General features: G+C 37.5%; 21 protein-coding genes. 14 read left to right on the top strand and 7 right to left on the bottom strand.

Annotated features, from left to right (window positions below):
* Positions 1-13: 13 nt before the first annotated feature.
* A complete protein-coding gene (locus tag E5N72_RS18775; protein ID WP_135926631.1) occupies positions 14-1252 on the bottom strand; it encodes an AAA family ATPase in 1239 nt (412 codons plus the stop codon).
* Between the two features lie 770 nt (positions 1253-2022).
* On the opposite strand from E5N72_RS18775, the gene E5N72_RS18770 reads away from it, so the two are divergent.
* Positions 2023-3237: a hypothetical protein gene (locus E5N72_RS18770; RefSeq protein ID WP_063703764.1), complete on the top strand. Its 1215-nt coding sequence runs from the start codon at positions 2023-2025 to the stop codon at positions 3235-3237.
* Between the two features lie 58 nt (positions 3238-3295).
* Here the strand turns inward: E5N72_RS18770 and E5N72_RS18765 are convergent, their stop codons facing one another.
* On the bottom strand, positions 3296-4171 hold the full coding sequence (locus E5N72_RS18765) for a DNA replication terminus site-binding protein (RefSeq protein ID WP_135926630.1): 876 nt from the start codon (positions 4169-4171) through the stop codon (positions 3296-3298).
* Positions 4172-4605: 434 nt separating this feature from the next.
* On the opposite strand from E5N72_RS18765, the gene E5N72_RS18760 reads away from it, so the two are divergent.
* Complete coding sequence (locus E5N72_RS18760) at positions 4606-5955, top strand: 3-deoxy-7-phosphoheptulonate synthase class II (protein ID WP_135926629.1); 1350 nt, start codon at positions 4606-4608, stop codon at positions 5953-5955.
* A gap of 64 nt (positions 5956-6019) precedes the next feature.
* Here E5N72_RS18760 and E5N72_RS18755 read toward each other — a convergent pair whose 3' ends face one another.
* Positions 6020-6829 (bottom strand): pyruvate, water dikinase regulatory protein, encoded by an 810-nt coding sequence (locus E5N72_RS18755; protein ID WP_135926628.1) that lies wholly within the window; start codon positions 6827-6829, stop codon positions 6020-6022.
* A gap of 152 nt (positions 6830-6981) precedes the next feature.
* Here E5N72_RS18755 and ppsA point away from each other — a divergent pair, with 152 nt between their 5' ends.
* Positions 6982-9357: a phosphoenolpyruvate synthase gene (gene ppsA / locus E5N72_RS18750; RefSeq protein ID WP_135926627.1), complete on the top strand. Its 2376-nt coding sequence runs from the start codon at positions 6982-6984 to the stop codon at positions 9355-9357.
* A gap of 94 nt (positions 9358-9451) precedes the next feature.
* Here the strand turns inward: ppsA and E5N72_RS18745 are convergent, their stop codons facing one another.
* Positions 9452-9661 (bottom strand): PGPGW domain-containing protein, encoded by a 210-nt coding sequence (locus E5N72_RS18745; protein ID WP_135926626.1) that lies wholly within the window; start codon positions 9659-9661, stop codon positions 9452-9454.
* Between the two features lie 146 nt (positions 9662-9807).
* Between E5N72_RS18745 and E5N72_RS18740 the strand changes: the two genes are divergently transcribed.
* Complete coding sequence (locus E5N72_RS18740; RefSeq protein ID WP_135926625.1) at positions 9808-12852, top strand: FAD-binding and (Fe-S)-binding domain-containing protein; 3045 nt, start codon at positions 9808-9810, stop codon at positions 12850-12852.
* 53 nt (positions 12853-12905) lie between these two features.
* On the opposite strand, the gene E5N72_RS18735 is transcribed toward E5N72_RS18740, so the two are convergent.
* On the bottom strand, positions 12906-14093 hold the full coding sequence (locus E5N72_RS18735) for a cation:proton antiporter (protein ID WP_135926624.1): 1188 nt from the start codon (positions 14091-14093) through the stop codon (positions 12906-12908).
* The gene (locus tag E5N72_RS18730; RefSeq protein WP_135926623.1) at positions 14093-15304 is read right to left on the bottom strand and encodes a tyrosine-type recombinase/integrase; all 1212 of its coding nucleotides are present in this window, start codon (positions 15302-15304) and stop codon (positions 14093-14095) included. Before E5N72_RS18730 ends, E5N72_RS18735 begins: the two co-directional genes overlap by 1 nt.
* Positions 15305-15444: 140 nt before the next feature.
* On the opposite strand from E5N72_RS18730, the gene E5N72_RS18725 reads away from it, so the two are divergent.
* Positions 15445-16008 carry a YSC84-related protein gene (locus tag E5N72_RS18725; protein WP_135926622.1) on the top strand — a complete coding sequence of 188 codons (564 nt, stop codon included), beginning with the start codon at positions 15445-15447 and terminating at the stop codon, positions 16006-16008.
* Between the two features lie 92 nt (positions 16009-16100).
* Here the strand turns inward: E5N72_RS18725 and E5N72_RS18720 are convergent, their stop codons facing one another.
* Positions 16101-16451, bottom strand: coding sequence for a DUF3693 domain-containing protein (locus tag E5N72_RS18720; RefSeq protein ID WP_135926621.1), 351 nt, complete (start codon positions 16449-16451; stop codon positions 16101-16103).
* Positions 16452-16584: 133 nt separating this feature from the next.
* Between E5N72_RS18720 and E5N72_RS18715 the strand changes: the two genes are divergently transcribed.
* From E5N72_RS18715 to E5N72_RS18675, 9 genes are all read left to right on the top strand, one after another.
* The gene (locus E5N72_RS18715; RefSeq protein WP_135926620.1) at positions 16585-16773 is read left to right on the top strand and encodes a hypothetical protein; all 189 of its coding nucleotides are present in this window, start codon (positions 16585-16587) and stop codon (positions 16771-16773) included.
* A 206-nt stretch (positions 16774-16979) separates the two neighbouring features.
* Positions 16980-18971: a replication endonuclease gene (locus E5N72_RS18710; RefSeq protein ID WP_135926619.1), complete on the top strand. Its 1992-nt coding sequence runs from the start codon at positions 16980-16982 to the stop codon at positions 18969-18971.
* A gap of 43 nt (positions 18972-19014) precedes the next feature.
* Positions 19015-19332, top strand: coding sequence for a hypothetical protein (locus E5N72_RS18705; RefSeq protein ID WP_240704561.1), 318 nt, complete (start codon positions 19015-19017; stop codon positions 19330-19332).
* Positions 19333-19600: 268 nt separating this feature from the next.
* Positions 19601-19837 (top strand): hypothetical protein, encoded by a 237-nt coding sequence (locus E5N72_RS18700; RefSeq protein WP_135926617.1) that lies wholly within the window; start codon positions 19601-19603, stop codon positions 19835-19837.
* A gap of 55 nt (positions 19838-19892) precedes the next feature.
* The gene (locus E5N72_RS20765) at positions 19893-21314 is read left to right on the top strand and encodes a hypothetical protein (RefSeq protein WP_135926616.1); all 1422 of its coding nucleotides are present in this window, start codon (positions 19893-19895) and stop codon (positions 21312-21314) included.
* Positions 21315-21325: 11 nt separating this feature from the next.
* Positions 21326-21667: a DUF5455 family protein gene (locus E5N72_RS18690; protein ID WP_135926615.1), complete on the top strand. Its 342-nt coding sequence runs from the start codon at positions 21326-21328 to the stop codon at positions 21665-21667.
* Positions 21668-21669: 2 nt separating this feature from the next.
* Complete coding sequence (locus E5N72_RS18685; protein ID WP_135926614.1) at positions 21670-22881, top strand: zonular occludens toxin domain-containing protein; 1212 nt, start codon at positions 21670-21672, stop codon at positions 22879-22881.
* A 342-nt stretch (positions 22882-23223) separates the two neighbouring features.
* Complete coding sequence (locus E5N72_RS18680) at positions 23224-23634, top strand: hypothetical protein (RefSeq protein ID WP_135926613.1); 411 nt, start codon at positions 23224-23226, stop codon at positions 23632-23634.
* Positions 23635-23703: 69 nt separating this feature from the next.
* Entirely contained in the window at positions 23704-24570 is an 867-nt protein-coding gene (locus E5N72_RS18675) for a hypothetical protein (RefSeq protein ID WP_135926612.1), read from the top strand.
* Positions 24571-24612: the final 42 nt, after the last annotated feature.

The following is a 24612-nucleotide window of genomic DNA, read 5'->3' as shown; positions in this document are numbered from 1 at the left end:
TTTATTATTAACCTTACTTAGCTGTATTTAGTGTTGATTGAGTTGATTGCCAGTTAGATCTGATCAACATTTCAAGTTCATCAACCACATCTTTGATATTTTCTTGAGCACGTAATAGTGACTCGCGACTTGCTAAGCTGTCAGAAGTCTTTTGATCAAAAATGGTATTAAATGATGATGAGCTGGCTGTTATAGCAGAACTATGATTTATAGGGTAACTCATTACTTGACGACCGAAGGCACTACGTACATCTTTTACGATATCACGCTGTGAGTGATTGCCTTTCACATAGTTAGTAACTAAGAACTGCATAAAATCCCATCCCTCGTGACCAAGGGCTGCAACTGTATGGTATATCTCACCTAATCGTTTTAAATATTTATTGTTGGCATCAAAGTCTACTGCTTCTGGATGAACAGGAATAAGCATTGATGTAGAAGCCATTAATGCATTATAAAACATAAAGTTAAGAGAAGGAGCGGTGTCAATTAGAATGATATCAAATTGATCTTTTACTGGCTCAATAACTTTCTCTAATAACTTGTGGTAATGACGTGTTTTATCGTAGCTTGAGCTGTCTTTTAGTAAAGTGGCTGTTTCATGCTCAAAATAAAAGTCATCCATACCTGAAGGTAAGATACGGATATTAGGAATATGAGTAGGTAGAAATGCGCTTGTAACTAATTCATCCCAGGTTTCATTATCTTCAAGTTCAATACAATCACGCATTAAGTCACCTACAGTGATTGGATCAGGTTCACTTGGTGGGAAAAAGCTTGAAGATGAACCTTGTGGGTCAAGGTCAATGATACCAATGCGATAACGTTTAATATTGGTGGTAGCCAGAGCTGCGGCTATATTAACCATACTAGTTGTTTTACCACATCCACCTTTTAGTGAATTAATAACAATAACTTGTAATTTATCATCTAGAGTTCGGTGATCTGGCTTGATATCCATGATATCTGCCATAGCAAAAATATTGACTAACGTATAAGCATAGTGACCATTTGCGCCACGTTTGATATTTAATTCATCAAAGTCACCATTGTCATGGCGTCTTTTAAGGGTGCGATTATTACAACCTAGTAGATCAGCAGCGGCTTTTTGAGTGTAAGTGCGAAGTTCTTTTTCTTCAGACTTAAGATGGGCACGGTAATGTTGAATACGTCCTTCTAGCGATTTTTCAGCAACTTCTGCTGTCGCTTTTAGTAACCTATAAGTGGCTAGCGCATTATTATTGATAGACATACTTTCTTCCTCAAAGTTATGCTTTAAGTATAATGTCCATTCAAATTGCTGTAAACAAGTATTTAAGACGACATGCCTTTTATTAATAAGACATTTAATAAAAAATTGTAACTTTACTTATGCTAAGTATAAATAAGTAAGTTTAATATCGGTTAAATATATAGGTATATAAGGTTAAGATGCTAAAATAGTGTAATATCTAGCTGATTTGATTGAATATTTTATAAAATAGCAGATCATAGTTTTACTTGGTTAAGATCAGATCTCTTATTACTCACAGATCAGCTTATTACTAAGTAAAAAATGGGCTTTTTAGTTATGCACAGCTTAATCACCAAATTACTCACAATTATGTCTGTGTAGATCAAAATTTTACTAACTAAATTAGAAAGTTATACACTGGTACCCAGGTAAAATTAAGCATTTAGTTAGTACGGATCTGATCTATAGTTGGTACAGATCAGATCTATGCTAACTTAAACTTGGTTTATCCACATGCGATTTAAAAAATAGAGATTTATGTCGTGTAAATAAGCCTTAAAAAGTAGATTCACCGGACATAAATTGAACTGAGTTAGTAAAATCGCCACCTATGAACTATAACTTAGTAAAAATCTGATCTGAAAATTAGCAATTACGAGAGAGTTAGTATAAATCTGATCCTAAGAAATTAATTGAGATCGGATCAAGTTTTTACTAACTTAAACATTTAACTTTTTAAGTTTTATGTGTTGTTATTAACTGTCGAAGAAAAATTGGAAATAAGAACAATGAGCCGAAAGGTCAACATCTCGGTAGATAACTTACCCGATACATTACGCGGGCAGATCCACGGGGTGGAAAGTGCAATAGATAATGAAAGTCTAGCACTATTTACAGACAACAAAGATGTGCGCGTTTCAATTGAAAATGCTGCTCATGGTTTGAGAGCTTACTCAAATACATTTAATCATTATGATTTATGGGGACGTTTTGTCCGTTCCGGTCATAAAAAGCTTCCGGTTGAAGAAGCACCAAAGAAAACAATCGTCACACGCAGAATCTCTGAAAAAGTAGACGGCATTCTTTATGATGGCGAAATAAAAATTACACCTGCGGTAGTAAGCACTCGTAAAGATGGTGAAGATGTAGAATATCTTGTTTGGCCATCTGACCGAGAAGAAAAAGTCGAGCGAGCTCTGATCCGTTTAGCTTCTAAAGGTAAAATTGTAAAAATTAATTTTAAATCGGGTATTCAATACGCGGTTGTTTTTTCAATGAATGAATTGGCGCAAGAGCTGAAAGCTGTTGGCCAGTCGATGCCATATCCTCAAATTAAAGAATCTTTAGAAGCATTACAAGGTTCTAAACTTTCATTTAGATACTCAGCAACCGACACCCGCAATTCTGATATTGATGATTCATTTTACGAATCGAATATGAACTTTTTATCGTCACTGCACTTTAGTGGCAAGAAAGGTCAAGGTGGTAACGTAAAATGTGTTGCATGTTTAAATGCGTTCGTACATAACATGATCGATAATCTTGAATATAAAGGTTATTACTTTAATAGTGCACAAGAATTAAAGCGTGGTTTATCACGTTGGATGATGCTGCGTTTGTATCATTTATGGCGTTATGCTGCACCGGGTAAAACCTACCATTTTCGACTTTTATCAATTATGGAAAAGTACGGCTCAATCTATTCGACAGATGAAATAACAGAAAACAAATTGAAAGCATTGCGTCGTGATATGACGACAACAATGAAAGATTTGATCGAAAAAGGTGCAATTTCAGAATATAACATTACCAACGTTAAAGATGATAAAACAGGTAATATTATTGATTACACTTACGAGATGCATCCGTCTGACCAATTTTGTGACGAGATTCTTACACTAAATAAGCATAATAAACGAATCGAAATACAAGGTGGCAAACGCATTGTTGAGAATGCAGTTTTAATTGATGAAGATAAAATTGAAGAAATAGTAGAAGACTAATTTTTTTAATACTACTAACTACAAACAAAAGGCCACGTAAGTGGCCTTTTTAACATAATCAATCTGTTACTTGTTCTAAGTAAAGTCTATCAACTAAGAAATCATATTCTCTTTTACGAGGATGGCTTTGTGGTTTTTGATAATCAGATAACGTACCAAGTTTTACAACTGGTTCAGGGTTTATCAATATAAATGGTAAAGCAGCGCTAACATGATATCTGTTCTGAGCAGTGTATCTCACATTAACTTGTGGGCTTACCCTTGTTGGTCTACGAATTCGTAATTTCTCTTTATCACCTAAACTTGCAACACGACTTTGTTCTTGTGCAACAAGTGCTTGCCAAGAATGTTGATCGATCATTCTTGGATTTGAATAACTTGCAGACTTTTCTAACATAGCGAGTGCCATTTTTTTCGTTAGTGTTTTAGTTGCATGTTTGTGCATCCAAGTAAAACGAACAGAGTAGGGTGACTCTGTTTCATAGTGAATTTTACGATAGGCAGCTAAAGTAATTAAGTTTGGCACAGCATTATGAACAGCTTCAAAGCGTGCATCGTTATTATCGATAGCCAACACACAATTTTTAAAATCAGCTTTGGCTTTGTTTATTTGATTGATTCTGGCGGTAATATTTTGTTTATCAACATCTTTAAGCACTAATAAGCCAGGATGCCTTTTAAGTACTCGACTACTTAAGCCCGTCTTTTTATAAAAATCACCAAACGAATTAATGATTTGTTTTTGTGCATCAGCACCTTCAACTTTTATGACAGGTATTGCCGAAGGGACTTTTTTCTCATCGTTTATATCAATATCAGGTAATTGATAATATGACGCTTTATGAAAATCAAGCTGTTTTAATTCATCACAAAATAGGTGGGTTAACTCATTAACTAAATCAAACTGACTGCGAATTTCAAGTTTAGTACTCATAGGAACACATCTTACATATAGATTCCCTAAGTTTAACCTTATCACCTGTTGTTTTAAATATTTATTTCACTTATATGTTGACCTTACATTGAACTTTAATTAAGTATGATGTGTTCTTATATATTGGTGCTTAGCATGTATTTTTATTATTTCAACTTAGTGATAAAAAGTGTTTTTAACTAGCGTAAAGCTGAGGTTACACTAGTGCTATCTTATAGTAAGATGTGTTCTTATATTTCTGTAATAGCAGCTCGCTATATAGAACAGGTAACTTACTGTTCTATAATGTTTAAATCGTTATTTTTTAATTATTCATAGCTAAAGTATTTATCAAATAACTAAATAATTACAATTAGCTGAATATTGTCCTTGAACTTAGTACCTGCAATAAGTTAGTTTTCGTTAACGGTCTATGTTAGGAATGAGGAAAGAACATGCAATCGTGGAACCCAGACAGCTGGAGAAAACTGCCGATACTTCAGCAGCCAGAGTACCCAGATCAAGAAGCCCTAAAATCAGTTGAGGGGCAATTAAAAAGTGCACCACCTTTAGTTTTTGCTGAAGAGACGCGTAGCTTATATAAACAACTAGAAGCTGTATGTGAGGGCAGAGCCTTCTTATTACAAGGTGGTGATTGTGCAGAGTCATTCAGTGACTTTAACGCTGCGAATATCCGCGACACCTTTAAAACACTTTTACAAATGGCCGTCGTTTTAACTTATGGTGGTAAATGCCCTGTTGTTAAAATTGCACGTATGGCAGGTCAGTATGCTAAGCCACGCTCATCAGATTACGAAACGATTGACGGTGTTTCATTGCCTTCATACCGTGGTGATATCATCAATAACTTTGAATTTACAGAGCAAGCGCGTATCCCAGATCCACAGCGCTTAATGACGGCGTACCATCACAGTGCAGCAACGTTGAATTTATTACGTGCATTTGCCCAAGGTGGATTAGCTGATTTACATCAAGTAAACCGTTGGAACATGGGTTTTGTTGCAGCAAATCCACTTAAAGAGAAATACCAACAGTTAGCAGACAGAATTCAAGATGCCCTTGAATTTATGGAAGTGTGCGGTATCGACTCAACAGTTGCACCAAGCTTAAAAGAAACAGACTTATTTACATCACACGAAGCATTATTATTAGGCTACGAAGAAGCATTAACACGTCGTGACCATCTATCAGGTGACTGGTACGATTGTTCTGCACACTTTGTTTGGATTGGTGAGCGTACACGTCAGTTAGATCACGCACATATCGAGTTCTTTAAAGGTATTAAAAACCCAATCGGTGTGAAAGTTGGCCCTGGTATGGACCCAGACGAGCTTATTAAATTAATTGATGCTGTTAACCCAGATAACATTCCTGGGCGCTTAACATTAATTACCAGAATGGGTGCTGATGTACTTCCAGAGAAACTGCCGGCACTGGTACGCAAAGTACAACAAGAAGGCCGTAAAGTAATTTGGAGCTCTGATCCAATGCACGGTAATACAGAAAAAGCGAGCTCAGGCTACAAAACACGAAGCTTTAATAACATTCTTCGTGAAATTAGCCAGTTCTTCGCAGTTCATAAAGCTGAGGGTTCATACCCAGGCGGTGTTCACCTTGAAATGACTGGCCAACACGTAACTGAATGTACCGGTGGTGCGTATGGTTTATCTGATGAAGACTTAGCACAACGTTATCGCACACAGTGCGACCCGCGTTTAAATGCTGACCAAGTATTAGAACTTGGTTTCTTAGTCGCAGATTTATTAAAAGACGCACGTAAGTAACTTATAAGTTATACAAAAAAGGCTGCTATTTGCAGCCTTTTTTAATGTCCGATACTAAAGAAAGTTAGTACTTACGTCTTTCAAGACCTGTATCAGATATAATCTTTGCAGATATTTCTTCAACAGAATGATGTGTTGAATTTAAATATTGAATCTTTTGTTTTTTATAAAGCATTTCTACTTCACGAACTTCAATACGACACTGTTTTAAAGACGCATATTTAGAGTTCGCCATACGACGTTGGCGAATATCAGCAAGGCGAACAGGATCAATTGTTAAACCAAATAGCTTATGTTTGTAGGCCTTTAAACATTCAGGAAGGGTGCCACGCTCTAAATCATCTTCTGTAAGTGGATAGTTGGCTGCTTTTATGCCGTACTGCAATGCTAGATATAAACTAGTAGGTGTTTTACCACTTCGGCTAACGCCGACAAGAATAATGTCTGCCTCAGAATAATTTTTTATATTAGCGCCATCATCATTGGTCAGTGCATAGTTCACCGCATCAATTCTAAAGTCATAGCTTTTCTCATGCATTGAATGTGTTCTATGTACTTTTGGTACAGGGGCAACATTGAGCTCTTGAGCGATTTTATCACTGTATTGAGATAAAAAGTCATAACATACCGCACATGACGATTTTATAATTTCACTTAATTCATGGTTCACAAAAGTGAAAAATACCAAAGGTTGCTCACCATCTCGTTGAGCTGTTGAGTTAATTAAGTTCCTAACTTCGTTTGCTTTTTTTTCTGTTTCAACAAAAGGAATCGTTTTGTGATTAAACTCCACAGGAAACATAGATAAGGTCGCATGACCAAAGACTTCGGAGGTGATAGCTGTTCCATCAGAGATATAAAATGCAGTTCTCATATTTAACCTTTTTATTACCTTTATCTGCAAAATAGGGGCTTCACGGTTTACGTGAGGTCTGTTGCCAGTGTAGAATGACTACGACCTTTTTAGAAGGTTTTCTTTCTTAACTCTCACAGTTAGTACTACAATTTGTTTATGGAGAAAGATCCGTGCAAGAATACGTTCTCTGGTATCAAGAGCTTGGTATGCAAGATGTTCCACGTGTTGGCGGTAAAAACGCTTCACTGGGTGAAATGATCTCAAACCTAGCTAACGCTGGTGTTCAAGTGCCAGGTGGTTTCGCTACAACCGCTGATGCATTCAATGAGTTTCTAGAGCAATCTGGTTTAAACTCAAAAATCCACGATATTTTAGACACATTGGATGTGGATGATGTAAATACACTCGCTAAAGTCGGTGCCGAAATCCGCCAATGGATTATCGACACACCATTCCAACCTAACCTAGACCAAGCCATTCGCGACGCATACAGCCAATTACATGGCGACGCATCTCAAGATGTATCATTTGCAGTTCGCTCATCTGCAACAGCAGAAGACATGCCAGACGCTTCATTTGCAGGACAACAAGAAACGTTTTTAAACGTACGTGGTATTGATTCAGTTATGACTGCAATCAAACACGTGTTTGCCTCACTATTTAATGACCGCGCTATTTCTTACCGTGTTCACCAAGGTTATGATCACCGTGGTGTTGCATTATCAGCTGGTATCCAACGCATGGTTCGTTCAGATAAAGCAGCTTCAGGTGTTATGTTCAGTATTGATACTGAATCTGGCTTTGAAGATGTAGTATTTGTAACGTCAAGCTATGGTCTTGGGGAAATGGTTGTACAGGGTGCTGTAAACCCAGATGAATTCTATGTTCACAAACCAACACTTGCTAACGGTAAACCTGCTGTAGTTCGCCGTAACATTGGTTCTAAAGCAATCCAAATGATTTACTCTGCAGATGAATCACACGGCAAGCAAGTTGAAATTGTTGATGTAGATTCTGCACTATCAAACAAATTCTCAATCACAGATGCTGAAGTTCAAGAACTTGCAAAGCAAGCTGTGATCATTGAAAAACACTACGGTCGTCCAATGGACATCGAGTGGGCAAAAGATGGTAACGACGGCAAGCTTTATATTGTTCAAGCACGTCCAGAAACTGTTCGCTCAAATGAAGACGCAAACGTAATGGAACGTTTCCAACTAAACGGCACAAGTGCTGTTGTAGTTGAAGGCCGTGCTATTGGTCACAAAATTGGTTCAGGTACTGTTCGTGTACTTAATTCAATTGACGAAATGGACAAAGTACAACAAGGCGACATCCTAGTTACTGACATGACTGACCCAGATTGGGAGCCGATCATGAAACGTGCCGCTGCGATTGTAACAAACCGTGGTGGTCGTACTTGTCACGCTGCAATCATTGCTCGTGAACTTGGTATTCCTGCAGTTGTTGGTTGTGGTAATGCAACTGATTTAATTCAAGCAGGTCAGGATGTAACAGTATCGTGTGCCGAAGGTGACACAGGTTATATCTACGAAGGTATTTTAGATTACGAAGTACTTACTTCACGTGTTGATGAAATGCCCGAATTACCAATGAAAATTATGATGAACGTGGGTAACCCAGATCGTGCATTCGACTTCGCGCGTTTACCACATGCTGGTGTTGGTCTTGCTCGTGTTGAATTCGTAATCAACCGTATGATCGGTGTTCACCCTAAAGCACTTCTTAACTTTGATGCGCAATCTGATGAGCTTAAAGCTGAAATTTCAGAAATGATGGCAGGTTATGAATCGCCAGTTGAATTCTATATTTCTAAGCTTGTTGAAGGTATTGCAACACTAGGTTGTGCATTTGCACCTGAGCGTGTAATCGTTCGTATGTCTGACTTTAAGTCTAACGAATATGCAAACCTTGTTGGCGGCCAGCAATATGAGCCGGAAGAAGAAAACCCAATGATTGGTTTCCGTGGTGCAGCGCGTTATATCTCTGAAGATTTCCGTGACTGTTTCGCGTTAGAGTGTGAAGCAATTAAACGTGTTCGCAACGAAATGGGTATGACTAACATCGAAATCATGATCCCATTTGTACGTACACTTGAAGAAGGTAAACGCGTTATTGAATTACTTGAAGAGCACGGTCTTAAACGTGGCGAAAATGGCCTTAAAGTAATCATGATGTGTGAATTACCATCAAACGCTTTACTAGCAGATGAGTTCTTAGAGTATTTCGATGGTTTCTCTATCGGTTCAAACGACTTAACTCAGTTAACATTAGGTCTTGACCGTGATTCAGGTTTAATTGCACATCTATTTGATGAGCGTAACCCTGCAATCAAGAAACTATTATCAATGGCTATTCAAACAGCTAAAGCAAAAGGCAAATACGTAGGTATTTGTGGTCAGGGTCCTTCAGATCATGAAGACTTTGCAGCTTGGTTAGTTGAGCAGGGCATTGATTCTGTTTCTCTAAACCCAGATACAGTATTAGAAACTTGGTTATATCTTGCTAAAAAATTAGCCGACTAAGTACTTTATTTAGCTAAAATAAAGAACCTAATATAAAAAATGCCAGCAATTAGCTGGCATTTTTGTTACTTTGAAGGACAACACGCCCTTTAAATCAGCGAGCAAGTTTTTTATCAATATAAGCACATGACCTAGTGAGTGCCTTTTGACACAAGGTTAAATAATCACGCGCTTTAGGGTAATAAAATGATAAACAAAAAAGCCCGGCAATAAAAAAAATAAGCGAAGGTCCAGGTACAACAATAAAAACTAAGCCCAGTAGTAAACTTAGTAAACCCAAACTGATTAATGCAATTTTCTTCATATCCATATCTCTTTGATGCTTTTATAAACAGTATAAAAGTAATGCTTTCAAAATCGATAAAAAGAGTGTTACAAACTGTAAAATCTTCAATTTAACTTAGCTACTAGCATGATATAATTTGCAAAATGTCTTAATTTGTCACCGTCATGATAGCAACAATAAGTCAACAACAAGTCGCATCTGAATTAGTCGCTAATTATTTAGAAACGATTAAAAAGCAAGGTTTTAACGGCGATACTGATGCAAGTTTTTCAACGCGTTTGAGCTTATCGACCGATAACAGCGTGTATCAACAAGTACCGCAGGGTGTTATCTTTCCAAAGTCAGCGAAAGATATACAACTGGCTATGCAAATTGCCTCTCGTGATCCTTTTTTATCACTGACTTTTGGCCCGCGTGGCGGTGGTACAGGTACCAATGGTCAATCACTAACTCCTGGCATTGTTGTTGATTTATCACGATACATGCGTGAAATATTAGAAATCAATGTCGAAGAAAACTGGGTTAGAGTACAAACAGGTGTAATAAAAGATCAACTAAACGACTTTTTACGGCCTTATGGTTTTTTCTTTGCGCCCGATTTATCTACTAGTAACCGCGCAACAATTGGCGGAATGATAAATACAGATGCATCAGGTCAAGGCTCTTTGGTTTATGGCAAGACCAGTGATCATGTTTTAGGTCTTACAACTTATCTTGTTGATGGCACTGAAATGTCAACAACCCCCATGCCTATAGAAAAAGCTAAAGTAATTGCTGAACAAAACACCACGGTAGGTAAATTATATAAAACAGTTATCGATATTGGCCTTGATAATCGAGACGCTATTTTAGAAAAATTCCCACGTTTAAACCGTTTTCTGACCGGTTATGATTTAGAACATATTTTTTCTGATGATTTACAGACCTTTGATATGAGCCGATTAATTACTGGTTCTGAAGGTTCGTTAGGTATAGTTACCGAAGCAAAATTAAACATTACACCAATTGCTGAATTTAAGACATTAATCAACATTAAATACGATAGCTTTGATTCTGCTCTTCGTCATTCGCCATTCTTAGTCGCAGCAAATGCGACTTCTGTAGAAACAGTCGATAGCAAAGTACTGAATCTTGCTCGAGAAGATATTATTTGGCATTCAGTATCGGACTTAATAACCGATGTTGAAAACAAAGATATGCAAGGCCTCAACATGGTTGAGTTCAATGCGGTTTCACCAGAAGATATTAAAGATAAAGTTGAGTCCCTATGTAAGTTACTTGATAAATGTGTCGAAGAGCAAACTAATGGGGTCATCGGTTATCAGTTAACCAATGATAAAGCTGATATTTTAAAAATTTATGCAATGCGTAAGAAATCAGTTGGACTTTTAGGCAATGTAAAAGGCAGTCAAAAACCGTTAGCTTTTGCCGAAGATACCGCTGTACCACCTGAAAACTTAGCCGATTTTATTGTAGAGTTTCGCGAACTACTTGATAGCCATAATTTGCAATATGGTATGTTTGGTCATGTTGATGCTGGCGTACTACACGTACGACCGGCACTTGATATGTGTGATCCTGAACAAGAAAAATTGCTTCGCCATATTTCAGATGAAGTCGTTAAACTGACTGCCAAATATGGCGGCTTAATGTGGGGCGAGCACGGTAAAGGATATCGTAGTGAGTATGGCCCTGAATTTTTCGGCGATCATTTATTTACACAACTAAGAAAAATCAAAGCGGCATTTGATCCAAATAACAGAGTAAACCCAGGAAAAATATGTACGCCAATTGAAAGTAAAGACTCACTAGTTTCTGTTGACGATCAAAAGCGTGCCTGGTTCGACAAAGAAATTTCTATCGATGTTAAAACAGAATTTAATAACGCTATGACCTGTAACGGTAATGGCCTGTGTTTTAATTACGATGAAAAATCACCAATGTGTCCATCTTATAAAGTAACAGGTGACCGCCGTTATTCGCCAAAAGGTCGCGCAAGTTTAATGCGCGAATGGTTACGACTGCAAGAGTCTGAAAATATTGATTTACTCAATGTTGAAAAAGAATTGATGAATGGTGAAGTAATCACTTGGTGGGAGCGCTATCAACATAGTCGCGATAAGAAAAAAGGCGTTTATGATTTCTCTCACGAAGTAAAAGAATCAATGGACGAATGCTTAGCTTGTAAAGCATGTACTACTGCATGTCCTATCAAAGTTGATGTTCCTACATTCCGTTCACGCTTTTTAAATTTCTACCATAGTTATTATGCACGTCCTGCAAAAGATTACCTTGTTGCGGGTATCGAACAAACAGCACCGGTTATGGCAAAGTTTGCAAAAGTTATTAATCCGATAGTAAATAGCAAACTTGTATCTGGACTAATTAAAAATACCATCGGTTATGTTGATACGCCAAGTTTAAGCGTACCGCAACTTTCAAAACGTATTTCAAAAGATCAGCAATTCAATTTTGAATTACTAAATTCGCTCTCAAAAGAACAACAAGCCGAATATGTACTGATAGTACAAGATCCATTTACTAGTTTTTACGAAGCAGAATTAGTCGAAAGCTTTATTAAAGTAATTAAAGCGTTAGGCAAAAAACCGATGCTATTACCCTTTAAGCCAAATGGTAAAGCACAGCATGTTAAAGGTTTTCTAAATGAATTTAAAACGACAGCAAAAAATGCAGCAGAGTTTTTAAATTCACTCAGTGAAATTAATGCGCCACTTGTCGGACTCGATGCGTCTTTAGTTATGTGTTACCGAGATGAGTATGTATCAATTTTAAAAGAAGACCGTGGTGATTTTAAAGTTGAGCTTGCACATGAATGGCTTCAAACACAAAACTTCAATCAGCTTTCACTTACCACTAAGTCGAATTCTACTTTTAAATTATTAAGTCATTGTACTGAAACAACAGCAATGCCAAATGCGTCTAAAGTTTGGCAAACAATTTTTGCTGATTTAAATTTACATCTAGACACAACGAGTACGGGTTGTTGTGGTATGGCAGGAACGTATGGCCACGAAAAACAAAACCAAGAAAATTCACGCGCACTTTATGAAATGAGTTGGCAACCAATTATTTCTAATAATGAGCCTGAAACTATTTTAGCAACAGGTTTCTCATGCCGTAGCCAAGTTAAGCGGTATGAAAAATTCAAACCAAAGCATCCATTGCAATTAATTGCAGAGCTACTTTAAAAAATAGATTTTAATTTAAAGTAAAAAAATTAAAGGCGCTTAATGCGCCTTTATTATTGGTAACTTTTTGCGATGGGCTTGGTGCTCATACCATGAATGAACACGCTAAATAAAATTGTTGTTAAAGTTACTGTAGCAATTTGCTCTTTGTTCGCAATTGCAGTGTCCATCACCATTAAAGTGAATACGATAGATGCTAATCCTCGCGGACCAAACCAAGCAAACGTGAACTTGTCTTTTAAATTTAAATTAGTAAACATCAGCGAAACTAATACCGGCACAATTCTAAAAACTGTCACACTTAATAAAGCATAAAATACACTTGGCCAAGTAATATCATTCACAATTAAATGACCACAAACAAAACCGAATAAACACCATATAAGTAATGCTACAAATTCAGCAATATGTTCAGAATCTTTAACTAATGTTGAACGAATTTTTTTAGGTGCTAAGTAATCAAATAAAAGCCCCGCTACAAATACGGCTATAAATCCACTGCCATGCAGGTTTTGTGTCAAAGAAAAAATGGCCATGACCAAACCAATTAATAAAAATGGGCTGCTATTATTTGCAAAATAATGACGTGCTAATGCTATTTTTAATAATGGAATAAATATGGCCATTGACACGCCGGCAATAACAAGCGCCACGCCTAACTCTCTTGTAAAAACAAATAGAGTATCAAGCGTTGTTACCGCACTTTCTGGATTTTGAGCTAACAAAAGAAGAACTAAAAATATTGGAACACAAAGCCCATCGTTTAAACCGCTTTCTGTATTTATTCCTTCTCGAACTTTTTCAGGTACAGAAGTACATTCTAAAATGCCTTTACTAAGCGCCGCATCAGTGGGCGTTAAAATAATAGCGATCAAGGCAGATTGATAAAGTGACAACTCAGAAAAGAAAAATAATCCGCCAGCAACACCCAACATTAGTGTCATTGGTAAAGCAACAAACAGTAATAGGCTAGGGTATTGAAAACTATGTTTCAATACAGGCAGTTTTGATTTTGCAGCATCTGTAAATAAAAAAATACTTAGGGTTAATTCAACCAAAGGCAAGATGTCACTGAGTCCTGCTTCTCCTAACTTAAATTCGCTCGGCAAAAAATAAGTCATTGCGATACCAACAAAAACAAAAAACATTGGACCAGTAATTTCAGTTCGCTCTAGCTGACGAATTGTCAGAGAATAAAATAACAGGGCTAAACCAACAATCGCTAGTATTGTATATTCCATTAAACTTTCCTTTTTATTCCAGACTTTGCGCGTTCTTTTATATTTGTTTGAATATAAATTTGGTCTGTTGTGGCAATTTTGGCATGGCCTAAATCTTCAGATAAATGTTTAAGCGGCCTTGTTTGTGCATCGTGTGTTGCACCGGTATGTCGTAACCAATGTGCCGTCGCCGCTTCAAGTTGCTCAGCATCATCTTTAAAGCCATCGTCTAATAAAGATTGTTTTGCTAAATCAAAACTTTGTTGAACTAAACGTCGAATTTGCCTAACAGTCATACCACCTTTACCACGAATTTTATGAACTAATGGCTCCGATTCATCAACTCGGGGCAGGGCAGGTAAACCACGGTAAAGCCTATAACGTTTTAAATAAGTGATAAAATCTTCACTTAAAGTTACATCACGTAATTTATTACCTTTACCCATAATTCTTAAAAACCAAAAGCCATCATTGTCTTGCCAAAAATGCGACATAACCGGCGACCACTGTGGTCTTTCTGATAACTCAGAAATTCGTAAATACAATCCTTTTAAGCAAGCGAGCGTGAATAAATTTCTTTCTAAATCAGGTTGTTGTTCACATAAATCCCGGGTAACACCAAATACATATTCCCATTGAATATCACTGAGCGTATCTGGAATTTTAATCTGTGATTGCACAACTAGGTAAGGGCTGTTCTTTTTTACTACCGGTACAAAATTAGCAAAGGTTTTTTCTTCTAAAATCGCAAACTTATAAAATACATTAAGTGCAGTAAACATTGCAGCAAGTGTTTGTTGGCTTGCAATATTTTCTTTATTTATAAAAGGGCGCCAATTTGAATTTAATCGCCTGATACCTTGCTCATCTTTATAACGCCATTGCACCGAATCTGATAACCAAGCAGAGTCGGGATCAACCATAAAATCTACATAAGCTTCGATATCATCTCGTTTCAGATCAAATACTGATTTTTCAGCAACTAACCATGACCATAAACAAAAACGTTCAAGCTCATTTCGAAAGCGATTAAACGTTGCTTCAGATTTCCTGCCATAAACGTATAAGAATTGATAAACGAAACTTAAGTCATTTTTTGATTCAGCAACAGTCAATCCAACCTGATGTATAAATGTATCAAGTTCAGGATATTCTGTTGCGAGAGTATCATCTTCAAGATGGGCAATTTGGTAGCGAAGTTGTTTGAGTGTATCAACGAGAGCAACGAGCATAATATATAAATATCTTGTAAAATAACTAGTTATAAGATTACCATAAAGTCCGATACTGTCTAGTATTGGACTTAACATATCTGAAAATTAGTCTATTATATAGGTATCATTTTGCCATACGAGTATTCAAGGAATTAAGTATGAAAAAGTTATTAATCATTACCTCTGTTATTTTAACAACGCTTTTAACGGGTTGTGCCACAACAGGTAGTGCATCACCACAAGAAAAACGTGCATTAGTTCAAAGCATGAGAACTAATACACTTAACAAATTATATGCGGAAAAACCTGATGTTAAACAACAAATTGCAAATTCTGCAGGTTATGCTGTTTTTGATAACGCAAATGTAAATGTTGTTTTAGCAAGTTTCGGTGGCGGCTATGGTGTTGTAAAAAATAACCTAACAGGCCAATCAACTTACATGAATATGGGCGAAGCTGGTTTAGGGCTTGGTTTAGGAGTAAAAGACTTTAATGTAGTAATGGTCTTTCATAACCAGTCTGCATTAAATCGCTTCATTGAACATGGCTGGACCTTTGGTGGTAACGCTGATGCAGCCGCAAAATATGAAGATAAAGGTGGAGCATTAGTTGCGGAAGCTATTGCTGATCAAGTTACTGTCTATTCATTAACCGAAAATGGCCTTGCTTTGCAAGCTGTACTAAAAGGCACAAAATTTTGGGTAGATTCTGAACTGAATTAACTAAGTAAAGACCCTTCTAAAAGTGGGCTAGTTAGTAACTTAACGTCCACTTTTTATTATTCTAGCCTATTTAACATAACGTAATTTATGAGCTATCTACGATACCGCAAAGGCGGGGTCGCTACTTGACCAGTAAGACTCGCAGCTGCAAGGATTCCCGCAATACACGCAGCGCTAATCTTTTTTACAATATCAGACCAGATCTTACCTTCTTCCTTCGATTTTGATTTTTCGATAGCAAGTTTTAGTAAAGCTTCTTTTTGATCCATACCAACAATATTAGCAAGATTAATACATTGGTTAGCTGTTAAATGACGTTTGCCCTGTTTAATCTGAGTCAGGTTTCCAGAGTTAAATTCAGCAAAGTCTGAAACAACTTGTTTGTCCTGAGTATAACCTTTAAAAATTTTATATTTTTCAATTAGTTCGTAACTAAAGTTCATAGCGTTCTCCTCACTTTTTTAATTATAACTTTAAATGTTGATAAATAAAAAGTTGACAATTGTCAAAGATGACAATTACACTTCGACAAATTGTCAATTTTGACAAACGATAATTTTAACAAGGAATACGGATATGAGTTTCACTAAATTACATGAGCTAAACCAAACTTTATCTCAATATTTACTCGATACATTCTCAATCGATATTCCTGACCCAGTTACTCTAACTATTTTTTTCGGCCTGTATTTGTTTGTAATCATTGCTGCGCTTTTGGCTATTAACGAAACACTTAAAGATTCATATATGGATAGTAAGGATTAGACCATGTTTTTTTATAGACTAGTCCCATTCCTTGGAATGTTTTCAATATATTTAGTCACTTCAAAGATTGATACTCTTGAATCTGCATCCCTTAATTTGTTTACTGGTATTGCAATAATTATCTGTCTTTTGTTAGAACTTGCTTTTCAGTCACTACGATTATATGTGAAATACACTTCTACCTCTGAAAATCGAGGTGAAAAATAATGGCTGCGCTATCATCTACCCAATACGCTCAAGTATTCCCGTTAAATGCTGCAATGAATTTAACGGCAAATTTGCACCCTGCAAACACGGCAAAAGACGTTTTCGAGAACTTATCGAAACCAATGAAAGAACGTTTTTTCGACTATCAAACTTGGCGAAATCGTATCTTTGAACGTCATTCTAACCTTGCTCACATGCTTAGTACGGGCTATTTTTTAGCTGAAAAATTCGGCAATTTAGCCGATGCAAACGCCCGTTTAAAGCGTGCTGATGAAGCGTTAAAACTTGGAAATGTGAAGTTTGGACACATTAATTTATCCGTTTCTGATGATGAACTTTGCGATATTGCAGAGCAAAAAGCTCGCTATTGCGAGCTTAAAATCGCTAAAAATGGTCATAACTTGCATGTATTTGTACAATTAAAAGAATTGGCAAATTCATTTAATATCGATGCACCGGTTCTCGTTTCACCTTACTGTTCAACCTTATCAGCAACATCATTAGTTGGCGCACTTAACCGTTTTGCAGACCCTATTTGGTGGCGTAGAAAATTACGAAAAATCCAAGCTGTAACCATCGAACAATTAGCGCGTGATTTAAGACTCGTTCACAAAAAAGCGAGTGCGTATGTCTCACAACCAACCATTCAAAACCGTCGTGATAGAAAACGAAAATCAGAACAAATCATGTCTGATTTATTTGTTGTTCCGAATGAATCAAATCCATTTGAAGAATTTGAAACACTCCAATCTATCATTGAACGTTCGCATACATCGGGCAAACAACAAGCAGCCGAACTCATGGTTCGTATTCGTGGTTTTGAAGAACTGGCCGACATGCATGGCCATCGTGGTGAGTTTTATACTTTATCAGCGCCGAGTCGTTTTCATTCAGTACACCATACAGGTATACCGAACAAAAAATATAACGGCTCTACACCCCAAGAAGCACAAGAATATTTTAACGATATTTGGAAACGTGCCCGCGCCCTATTCGCTAAGCAAGATTTAAGACCATACGGTTTTAGAGTTGTAGAGCCACATCATGACGGTTGCCCACACTGGCACATGCTTTTATTCATGGAAAAAGGTGATGCAACTCAAGTACGTAACATACTTAGAAAGCTTTGCACCCAAGATACACCGGACGAATTCAAATCAAAAACAACCCGCTTTAAAGCAATAGCCATAAACAAAAATAAAGGCTCTGCTGCTGGTTACATTGCTAAATACATTACCAAAGCTGTTACTGGTGATTGCATTGATAAAGTCACTTGCTCTCAAGCTGGTGAAATGAACGTACTCCCCGCTGATGCCGCCGAACGTGCATCAACATGGGCAAGCACTTTTAACATTAGACGCTTTCAACAAATCGGTGGTCCATCTGTCAGTTTATGGCGTGAACTTAGACGACTAGGCCAAGGCGAACAAGGCAAATGCGAGGTTGCTAACGCAATGAAAACCACACTAGATACAGTTTCAAAATATGCCTTAGAAAAGGTTCGTCAAGCTGCTGACTCCTCTGACTGGAAAGCATTTTGTTTAGCAATGGGCGGCGTACAAGTTAAACGTAAAGACCAAACGTTAAGACTCCATTACCAGATACCTGACATTGTTGACCAAATCACAGGTGAGATTAGCCGAAGCGAAACCCAATCGCCCTACTTTGCCACCAAATACGGCGACCAACCAGCCAACCGTATTTTAGGCGTGGCATGGGATGCCGTTGTTGTTATCACTCGTCGCGGTACGTCACAGATTTTGACTGAAACAGACATCAAAGCTCAGCGCAAAATCATGATAGGCGTATCAGAGCAGATTCAAGGCTGGCATGACGATGGTCGTTTATTCGAGCCAACCAAAGAAGAAATGCAATTCCTAGAAGCATGTGTTTTAGAAGACTATCAAAACATGTGTTTGTTCATGGATTACGAAGCACTGGCAGGCAACATTATGAGCGATGAAATCGCGAACTTGGACTTGTGTCATTAACTGTAACTTTTAATTTTAAGACCACTTATTAAGGAAATTTATTATGAATATTGAAGGCGCAATTACGGATTTAGCACCAGTAAACCGTACTGACGATAAAGGTGCCCCACTCCCAACTACCGCAGAGTTTAAACTTCACACGAAGAACCCTGCACAAATTCTGTCTGTAAAAGTCTCAGCTGACCAATACACAGACGGCACTTACAAGTTGTTAGAGCAAATGCAATCAGACCCGAACGGCTGGGGTTTAAAACCTGTTTTACTCAATATCGAGTATTACGAAGGTGCGAACGTAGCTCGCCAGATGGATTGGAAAGGTTTCCGCTTACACAGTCTACCAACTGAAAGTAAGCCTAAGTAATTTTCGGTATGCCGCAGATTTACCCATTAATAAAGGATCTCATTATGGATTATCAGACACTCATTGTTACAGCCATTATGCTTGGTTCATTTTATGCGGGGTTCATCAGTGGAAACCGTTAATAGTATTGACCCATTACTCGCCAAGATAATTGGGTCAGCAATTCTTTGTTGGTTAACAGGTTACTGTACTGGCAAAGTTTTTCATTTCGTGGCGGAAATATTTAAAAAAGCGTCACGTTCACATTAAATGTAAAAGGAATACTCCTATGAAAAAACTACAAGCTGCTGTGATAGCAACTTTCGTAACTGTTGGAGCTACTTTAAGCTCTAGCGCTCATGCTGCATTAGATGAAGCAACCGTAACAGCAATTCAAACTGAGGTACTTGGTGATGTGAGTACTGCAGTTCAGGCTGGTTTTGCAGTGCTTGCTGTTGTTCTTGCATCATCTATCGGTTTCTCTCTACTTGGTCGCTTTATTTCTAAAGGCGCTAACGGGGGCTAACCTCTCCTAAATTGGTGGGGCTTGTCTCCACCTTTCCCAATTTATAGGCGCGACTATGCGAATACTAATATTTATATTGGCGCTTACAAGCGCTTTTTTTGTCTATTCAGAGCAGCCAGATTTAACAGATTTAAAAAACCCTAAATTAGAGGCTATTTATAAATTTAGATGTGGAATAACTTCTGATGCCCCTGTTGTTTCTTCAGAATCTGATGATATTGCTGCATGCCAATCAATTTGGACACCAAAAATTCAATCAACAATCGATACTCACTTATCATCAGGTTTTTATGCTAATGCGGGCGCTATTATTTGGACGTCCTCCAACTATTATGAATATTCATACACTCTTTGTCGTTATGGTGACTGTGGCACATTCGGAAAAGGTGAGACTAAAAAGGCATCTGGCTCTTTTGTTGGTTCAAAAATTAGTGAAGAGTTGTTTTATAGCTGTCCACCTGACAATGCACCCTTATATAGAATTGCTGTACCTAAAAATCCCACACCAGAAGAAGACCCAACTTTTATGTGCGCCAAACCTTTGGATGATGAAGAGCCCGAACCAGAGCCTGACCCTGATTGCCCTGCACCAACAGAAAATGACCCATTTGTATTTGGTACAGGCCAACAACGAACAGTCTGTTTTAATAATCCGGATGGTTCACAATGTTCTATCGAGTCCGATTCAAACGGCGGCTATCGTATGCCTGCGTCTTATGGTTCCCAAGAACCTGTTGCTTGTACTCAAGTAGACCCGACTGACCCAACAGACCCTGACGACCCAACAGACCCTGATGACCCAACAGACCCTGATGACCCAACAGACCCTAATGACCCAACAGACCCTGATGACCCAACAGACCCTGATGAGCCAGACCCGACAGACAATACAGACCAAACAGAAATTATTGATGCGTTAAATCAATCTAACGATAACTTAGATGCAATTAACAATAATTTGGTTGATGGCCTAGACGAAGCTAACGGCTTGCTATCGGATTTACTATCCGCAGTTGAAGAGCTTATATCCGGTCAAGGTGATAGTAATAATCACCTACAAGATATATCAGATAATACTTCTGAAATTTTAGATGTTCTTCAAGATGACGGTGGCGAACAACCTGACTGTATTGGTGATTTATGTGAACAAGATATCGAATCTGAACTATCCGATTTAGACCAAGAATTTCAAGATTGGATGGAAGAAGATGTAAAAATAGCCCCAGAAGTAACCACCTTAACGGGCAAATTTAAATCATTTGTGAGCCAAAATTTTGCTGGATTTACGGGGAGCTGCCAACCTTTCACACTTGATGTTTCGGTAGCTGGAAAGCCTAAAACTATTACAGTCTCTCAACACTGTGAGCCATACGAAACTTATTTTAAACCACTTGTTGAGTGGCTTATTTGGACGTTCACAGCCATCGCGCTATTGAACATTTCGTCTCAATCTTTCCGTGCATTTTCTAGCATTTAAATAGGTGATTTATGCCCGCAATTTTAGCAGCAATTCCCGCCATACTCGCAGGCTTAGCCGCGGGTATTTCTTCAATTATAACCACACTCTTAGCCAAATATGGCCGTAAAGTCGTTATCGGTACAATTTTTATAACTGTCTATACCGCTGCCCTTGTTGCATTTGTATCGACATTAAACAATGAGTTTTCGGGTTTACTTCGCTCCTTACCTAACAACTCATTTTCATTAGCAGGTTTATCCCTTGTTCCTAACAATGCCATTACCTGCGCAACTGTTGTTGTATCAGCTAAAGCTGCACAAATGGTGTTTTATTTTACGATTGGTGTTTTACGTTCTCGACTTAAGGCTTAATTATGGCATCTGGTAAATTTATAGAGGGCGTAAAACGCTCTGGCAAAACAAAATACGCTGTCGACTTAATTAACGATTACCTTAAACGTGGTCGAAAAGTCGCAACAAATCTTGATTTATTTCTCGATAAAATGCCCGTTCAAAACCCCCATGTAATCAGATTACCCGACCACCCACGCAGTGAAGATTTGCATGCACTCGGTGTTGGTTACGAAGAACTTGAGCAAAGCGATTCAAACTATGATGAATCGAAAAATGGTTTAGTTGTTATCGATGAATTATTAACACACTTGAACTCACGTTCTTTCAAAGATAAAGACCGTTTAGCTATCGTATCTTGGTTTGTTCAAATGGGTAAATACGGTTGGGATTTAGTGCTCATAGGTCAAGACTTTGAAGGTGTTGATAAACAATTACGAGATACGACGATTGACCAACTAGTGTCTGTTAAATCTGGTGTTAACTACTTTGGTTTTGGCTTTATCAATGCGGTTGTTCAACGTGTATTTTCAGCGCTCCATATACCGAAATTTTCTGTTGCCCGTTTCTATGATGGTAAATCAAAAACACGTAAAGCTCACGGTTATCAATTCTATATTAAAGATTGGACACATGCCTGGTATAACACCGCACAGAAATTTTTACCTGATGTAATGACAGCTAAAGACGGTCGTTTAGTTGATATGCGCGCCATGTATTCAATGGTGCCAACTGAACAACTTAAGAAGTGGTATTTAGTCAAAGACCGCGTAAACGAAGTTATTGAACAGAAGAAAGCCCCAAAAGACAAAGACCCCATACTAAAAACATGGCATAAACTCGCCCTTTTTGCCCTTGTTGGTTATCTCACTTATTTATTTTATCCCTCTGGTGCAAATTCAACTGAGTCAACATCAACAGCAAAGGCCAGTAGCGATACACCAAAGCAGCAAGCAAATTCACCTCAACAATTACCCGATATTCTTGATGGTGTGTATATCACCTGCTCAGTCATATCAACCAAGCAAAACTCAACATATTGCTTTGAAAAAAATGGCACACCATTTTACCCAAGCTCAATAGATGCGGTTGTAAATGTTGTATCAGCCTGTACTGCAAAAGTTAAGTATATGGACTCTGAATACACTCTTCATTGTTTGCCTTATCGGGTCGAGTCCTATTCAGCGGCTAAGCAAGAAAATTCACAAAACAAAGACTTACTAGCCGCCAATTAGCCCAAAGTCACGCCAGCGCTTGCCGCGGCTGACTTTGGGCTTGGCGGCATGGCGTAGCCATGTCAAACATTCCAGAAAATCAGCAGTTCATCGAGAATCTGTTTCCAATTTATAGACGGTTTATTATGGTCGGATATCAATTCAATAGTGATGCTAAACGCACTGTAAGTATCAGTTTGTATTCAAAAAAAGTTGATTGCCTTCTGATAAACCAAGCTGAGTTAACGACATTACAGCAGCCAAGGCAAACACCCTCCCCTCAAAAACTAATAGGGGGGGAGCGAAACCACTTACACCGATACCGAGTGTGCATTGTGATTTTTAATAAAGGAGTAAATCACAATGGGCAACTTTAAATTGCAGTTCGTTACGCTATTCGGTTATGACTACGCAAAAGGAGCTAAAGAACTCGGAGTAAGTGAACGTCAAGTAAGGAGATATGTAAAAGCTAACAAAGCAAGTAAACCAGTCGAAAAATTGATTTGGATAATGTATCGAGGATACTTACCAGATACTGGCCCTTGGGCTGAATGTAGTATTTCATATCACAACAACGTTATGACAACACCTTGGGGTAAAGTAAAGCCATCAGACGTACAGTTTGTTCATCGATATAAATGGTCAGCGAAAGAGCATGAAAGTATGTACAAAAAGCTTAAATCTGAAACAAAAGTTCAAGATAAATATTTATTTGATCTTCAGGAGACTTTGCTTGGGATTGTGGGAGAAATTGCAATTAAAACAGGTAGCTAAATATTCTTATATATGTTTTAGTGTATCCTAATAGGGCTATTGTAGCCCTTAAATTAAATGGAGATTTATATGAGCGATACTGCCGCTACACTGATTAAGATTACATCGGCTTTAACTTCACCCCAAGCTTGTATCAAATACATATCTATTGGGCTATTTATTCTTATAACATTGGTCTGGGTAGAACCGGCTTTAGTTGATTTAAAGTTATCTAAAGATAGGCTTACAATTGCTCTTTCTTTTATCGGAGTTGGTACTGGTGCTCTTATAGGACATATACTTTCCACCATTTATGATAAGCTTCATAAAAGATATAAGGCTAATATTGCTCAAAAAAAAGCAAAAGAAGATGAACAAAATCAGTTAAATATAGCCCTTGATAACCTCAATAAAACTAATGAAATTATCTTGGAAAAAATTAAAGATTCATTTTCACACTTATCATACTGGCAAAAACAAACCTTGAGGCACTTAACAATTAGTGAAAGAACTTTAATTTCTAATGATGAAGACATCCAGCCTTTAAAAGCAAATAACTTTATACTGCAAAAAGTCCACATTAAAGATTCAAAATATTTATTCAAAATAAACCCTGCGATTGAAAACTTCATAAAAACTCAATGGGAAACCGAGATGAAAGAAAATGTCGATGAATTTTTATCTAATGAATCTTCTTCAGATATCTTAGAAGTATTAAAAACATGCAATCAGAAAGAACCTAAAAAAATAATTAATTCTAGTATTCTTGATACTCTCAGCCAATGCACAGTTCCGATAAAGGGTGAATTTATTCACCGATTTGATACTTTTAGATTTACCTTTGAGTATGGTTACCATGAATACCTTGAGAATAGACTTTCTGAGTCATACCTTAACCAATTGACGATAGGGAAAGACCAAATTTCTTTTAATACTTATAACATTATAGATTCGTAAAACTTTTAACTTATAAAGATAATATTACAGTTAAATAAATAG

The organism is Pseudoalteromonas sp. MEBiC 03607 (genome assembly GCF_004792295.1).
Classification (GTDB): domain Bacteria; phylum Pseudomonadota; class Gammaproteobacteria; order Enterobacterales; family Alteromonadaceae; genus Pseudoalteromonas; species Pseudoalteromonas lipolytica_C.
The sequence above is the reverse complement of the archived record's forward strand: the minus strand, read 5'-3'. Positions and strand labels throughout refer to the sequence as shown.

Coding starts and splice junctions, on each gene's coding strand:
- E5N72_RS18775 (WP_135926631.1), bottom strand. CDS start 1,252: ATGTCTATCAATAATAATGCGCTAGCCACTTATAGGTTACTAAAAGCG.
- E5N72_RS18770 (WP_063703764.1), top strand. CDS start 2,023: ATGAGCCGAAAGGTCAACATCTCGGTAGATAACTTACCCGATACATTA.
- E5N72_RS18765 (WP_135926630.1), bottom strand. CDS start 4,171: ATGAGTACTAAACTTGAAATTCGCAGTCAGTTTGATTTAGTTAATGAG.
- E5N72_RS18760 (WP_135926629.1), top strand. CDS start 4,606: ATGCAATCGTGGAACCCAGACAGCTGGAGAAAACTGCCGATACTTCAG.
- E5N72_RS18755 (WP_135926628.1), bottom strand. CDS start 6,829: ATGAGAACTGCATTTTATATCTCTGATGGAACAGCTATCACCTCCGAA.
- E5N72_RS18745 (WP_135926626.1), bottom strand. CDS start 9,661: ATGAAGAAAATTGCATTAATCAGTTTGGGTTTACTAAGTTTACTACTG.
- E5N72_RS18740 (WP_135926625.1), top strand. CDS start 9,808: ATGATAGCAACAATAAGTCAACAACAAGTCGCATCTGAATTAGTCGCT.
- E5N72_RS18735 (WP_135926624.1), bottom strand. CDS start 14,093: ATGGAATATACAATACTAGCGATTGTTGGTTTAGCCCTGTTATTTTAT.
- E5N72_RS18730 (WP_135926623.1), bottom strand. CDS start 15,304: ATGCTCGTTGCTCTCGTTGATACACTCAAACAACTTCGCTACCAAATT.
- E5N72_RS18725 (WP_135926622.1), top strand. CDS start 15,445: ATGAAAAAGTTATTAATCATTACCTCTGTTATTTTAACAACGCTTTTA.
- E5N72_RS18720 (WP_135926621.1), bottom strand. CDS start 16,451: ATGAACTTTAGTTACGAACTAATTGAAAAATATAAAATTTTTAAAGGT.
- E5N72_RS18715 (WP_135926620.1), top strand. CDS start 16,585: ATGAGTTTCACTAAATTACATGAGCTAAACCAAACTTTATCTCAATAT.
- E5N72_RS18710 (WP_135926619.1), top strand. CDS start 16,980: ATGGCTGCGCTATCATCTACCCAATACGCTCAAGTATTCCCGTTAAAT.
- E5N72_RS18705 (WP_240704561.1), top strand. CDS start 19,015: ATGAATATTGAAGGCGCAATTACGGATTTAGCACCAGTAAACCGTACT.
- E5N72_RS18700 (WP_135926617.1), top strand. CDS start 19,601: ATGAAAAAACTACAAGCTGCTGTGATAGCAACTTTCGTAACTGTTGGA.
- E5N72_RS20765 (WP_135926616.1), top strand. CDS start 19,893: ATGCGAATACTAATATTTATATTGGCGCTTACAAGCGCTTTTTTTGTC.
- E5N72_RS18690 (WP_135926615.1), top strand. CDS start 21,326: ATGCCCGCAATTTTAGCAGCAATTCCCGCCATACTCGCAGGCTTAGCC.
- E5N72_RS18685 (WP_135926614.1), top strand. CDS start 21,670: ATGGCATCTGGTAAATTTATAGAGGGCGTAAAACGCTCTGGCAAAACA.
- E5N72_RS18680 (WP_135926613.1), top strand. CDS start 23,224: ATGGGCAACTTTAAATTGCAGTTCGTTACGCTATTCGGTTATGACTAC.
- E5N72_RS18675 (WP_135926612.1), top strand. CDS start 23,704: ATGAGCGATACTGCCGCTACACTGATTAAGATTACATCGGCTTTAACT.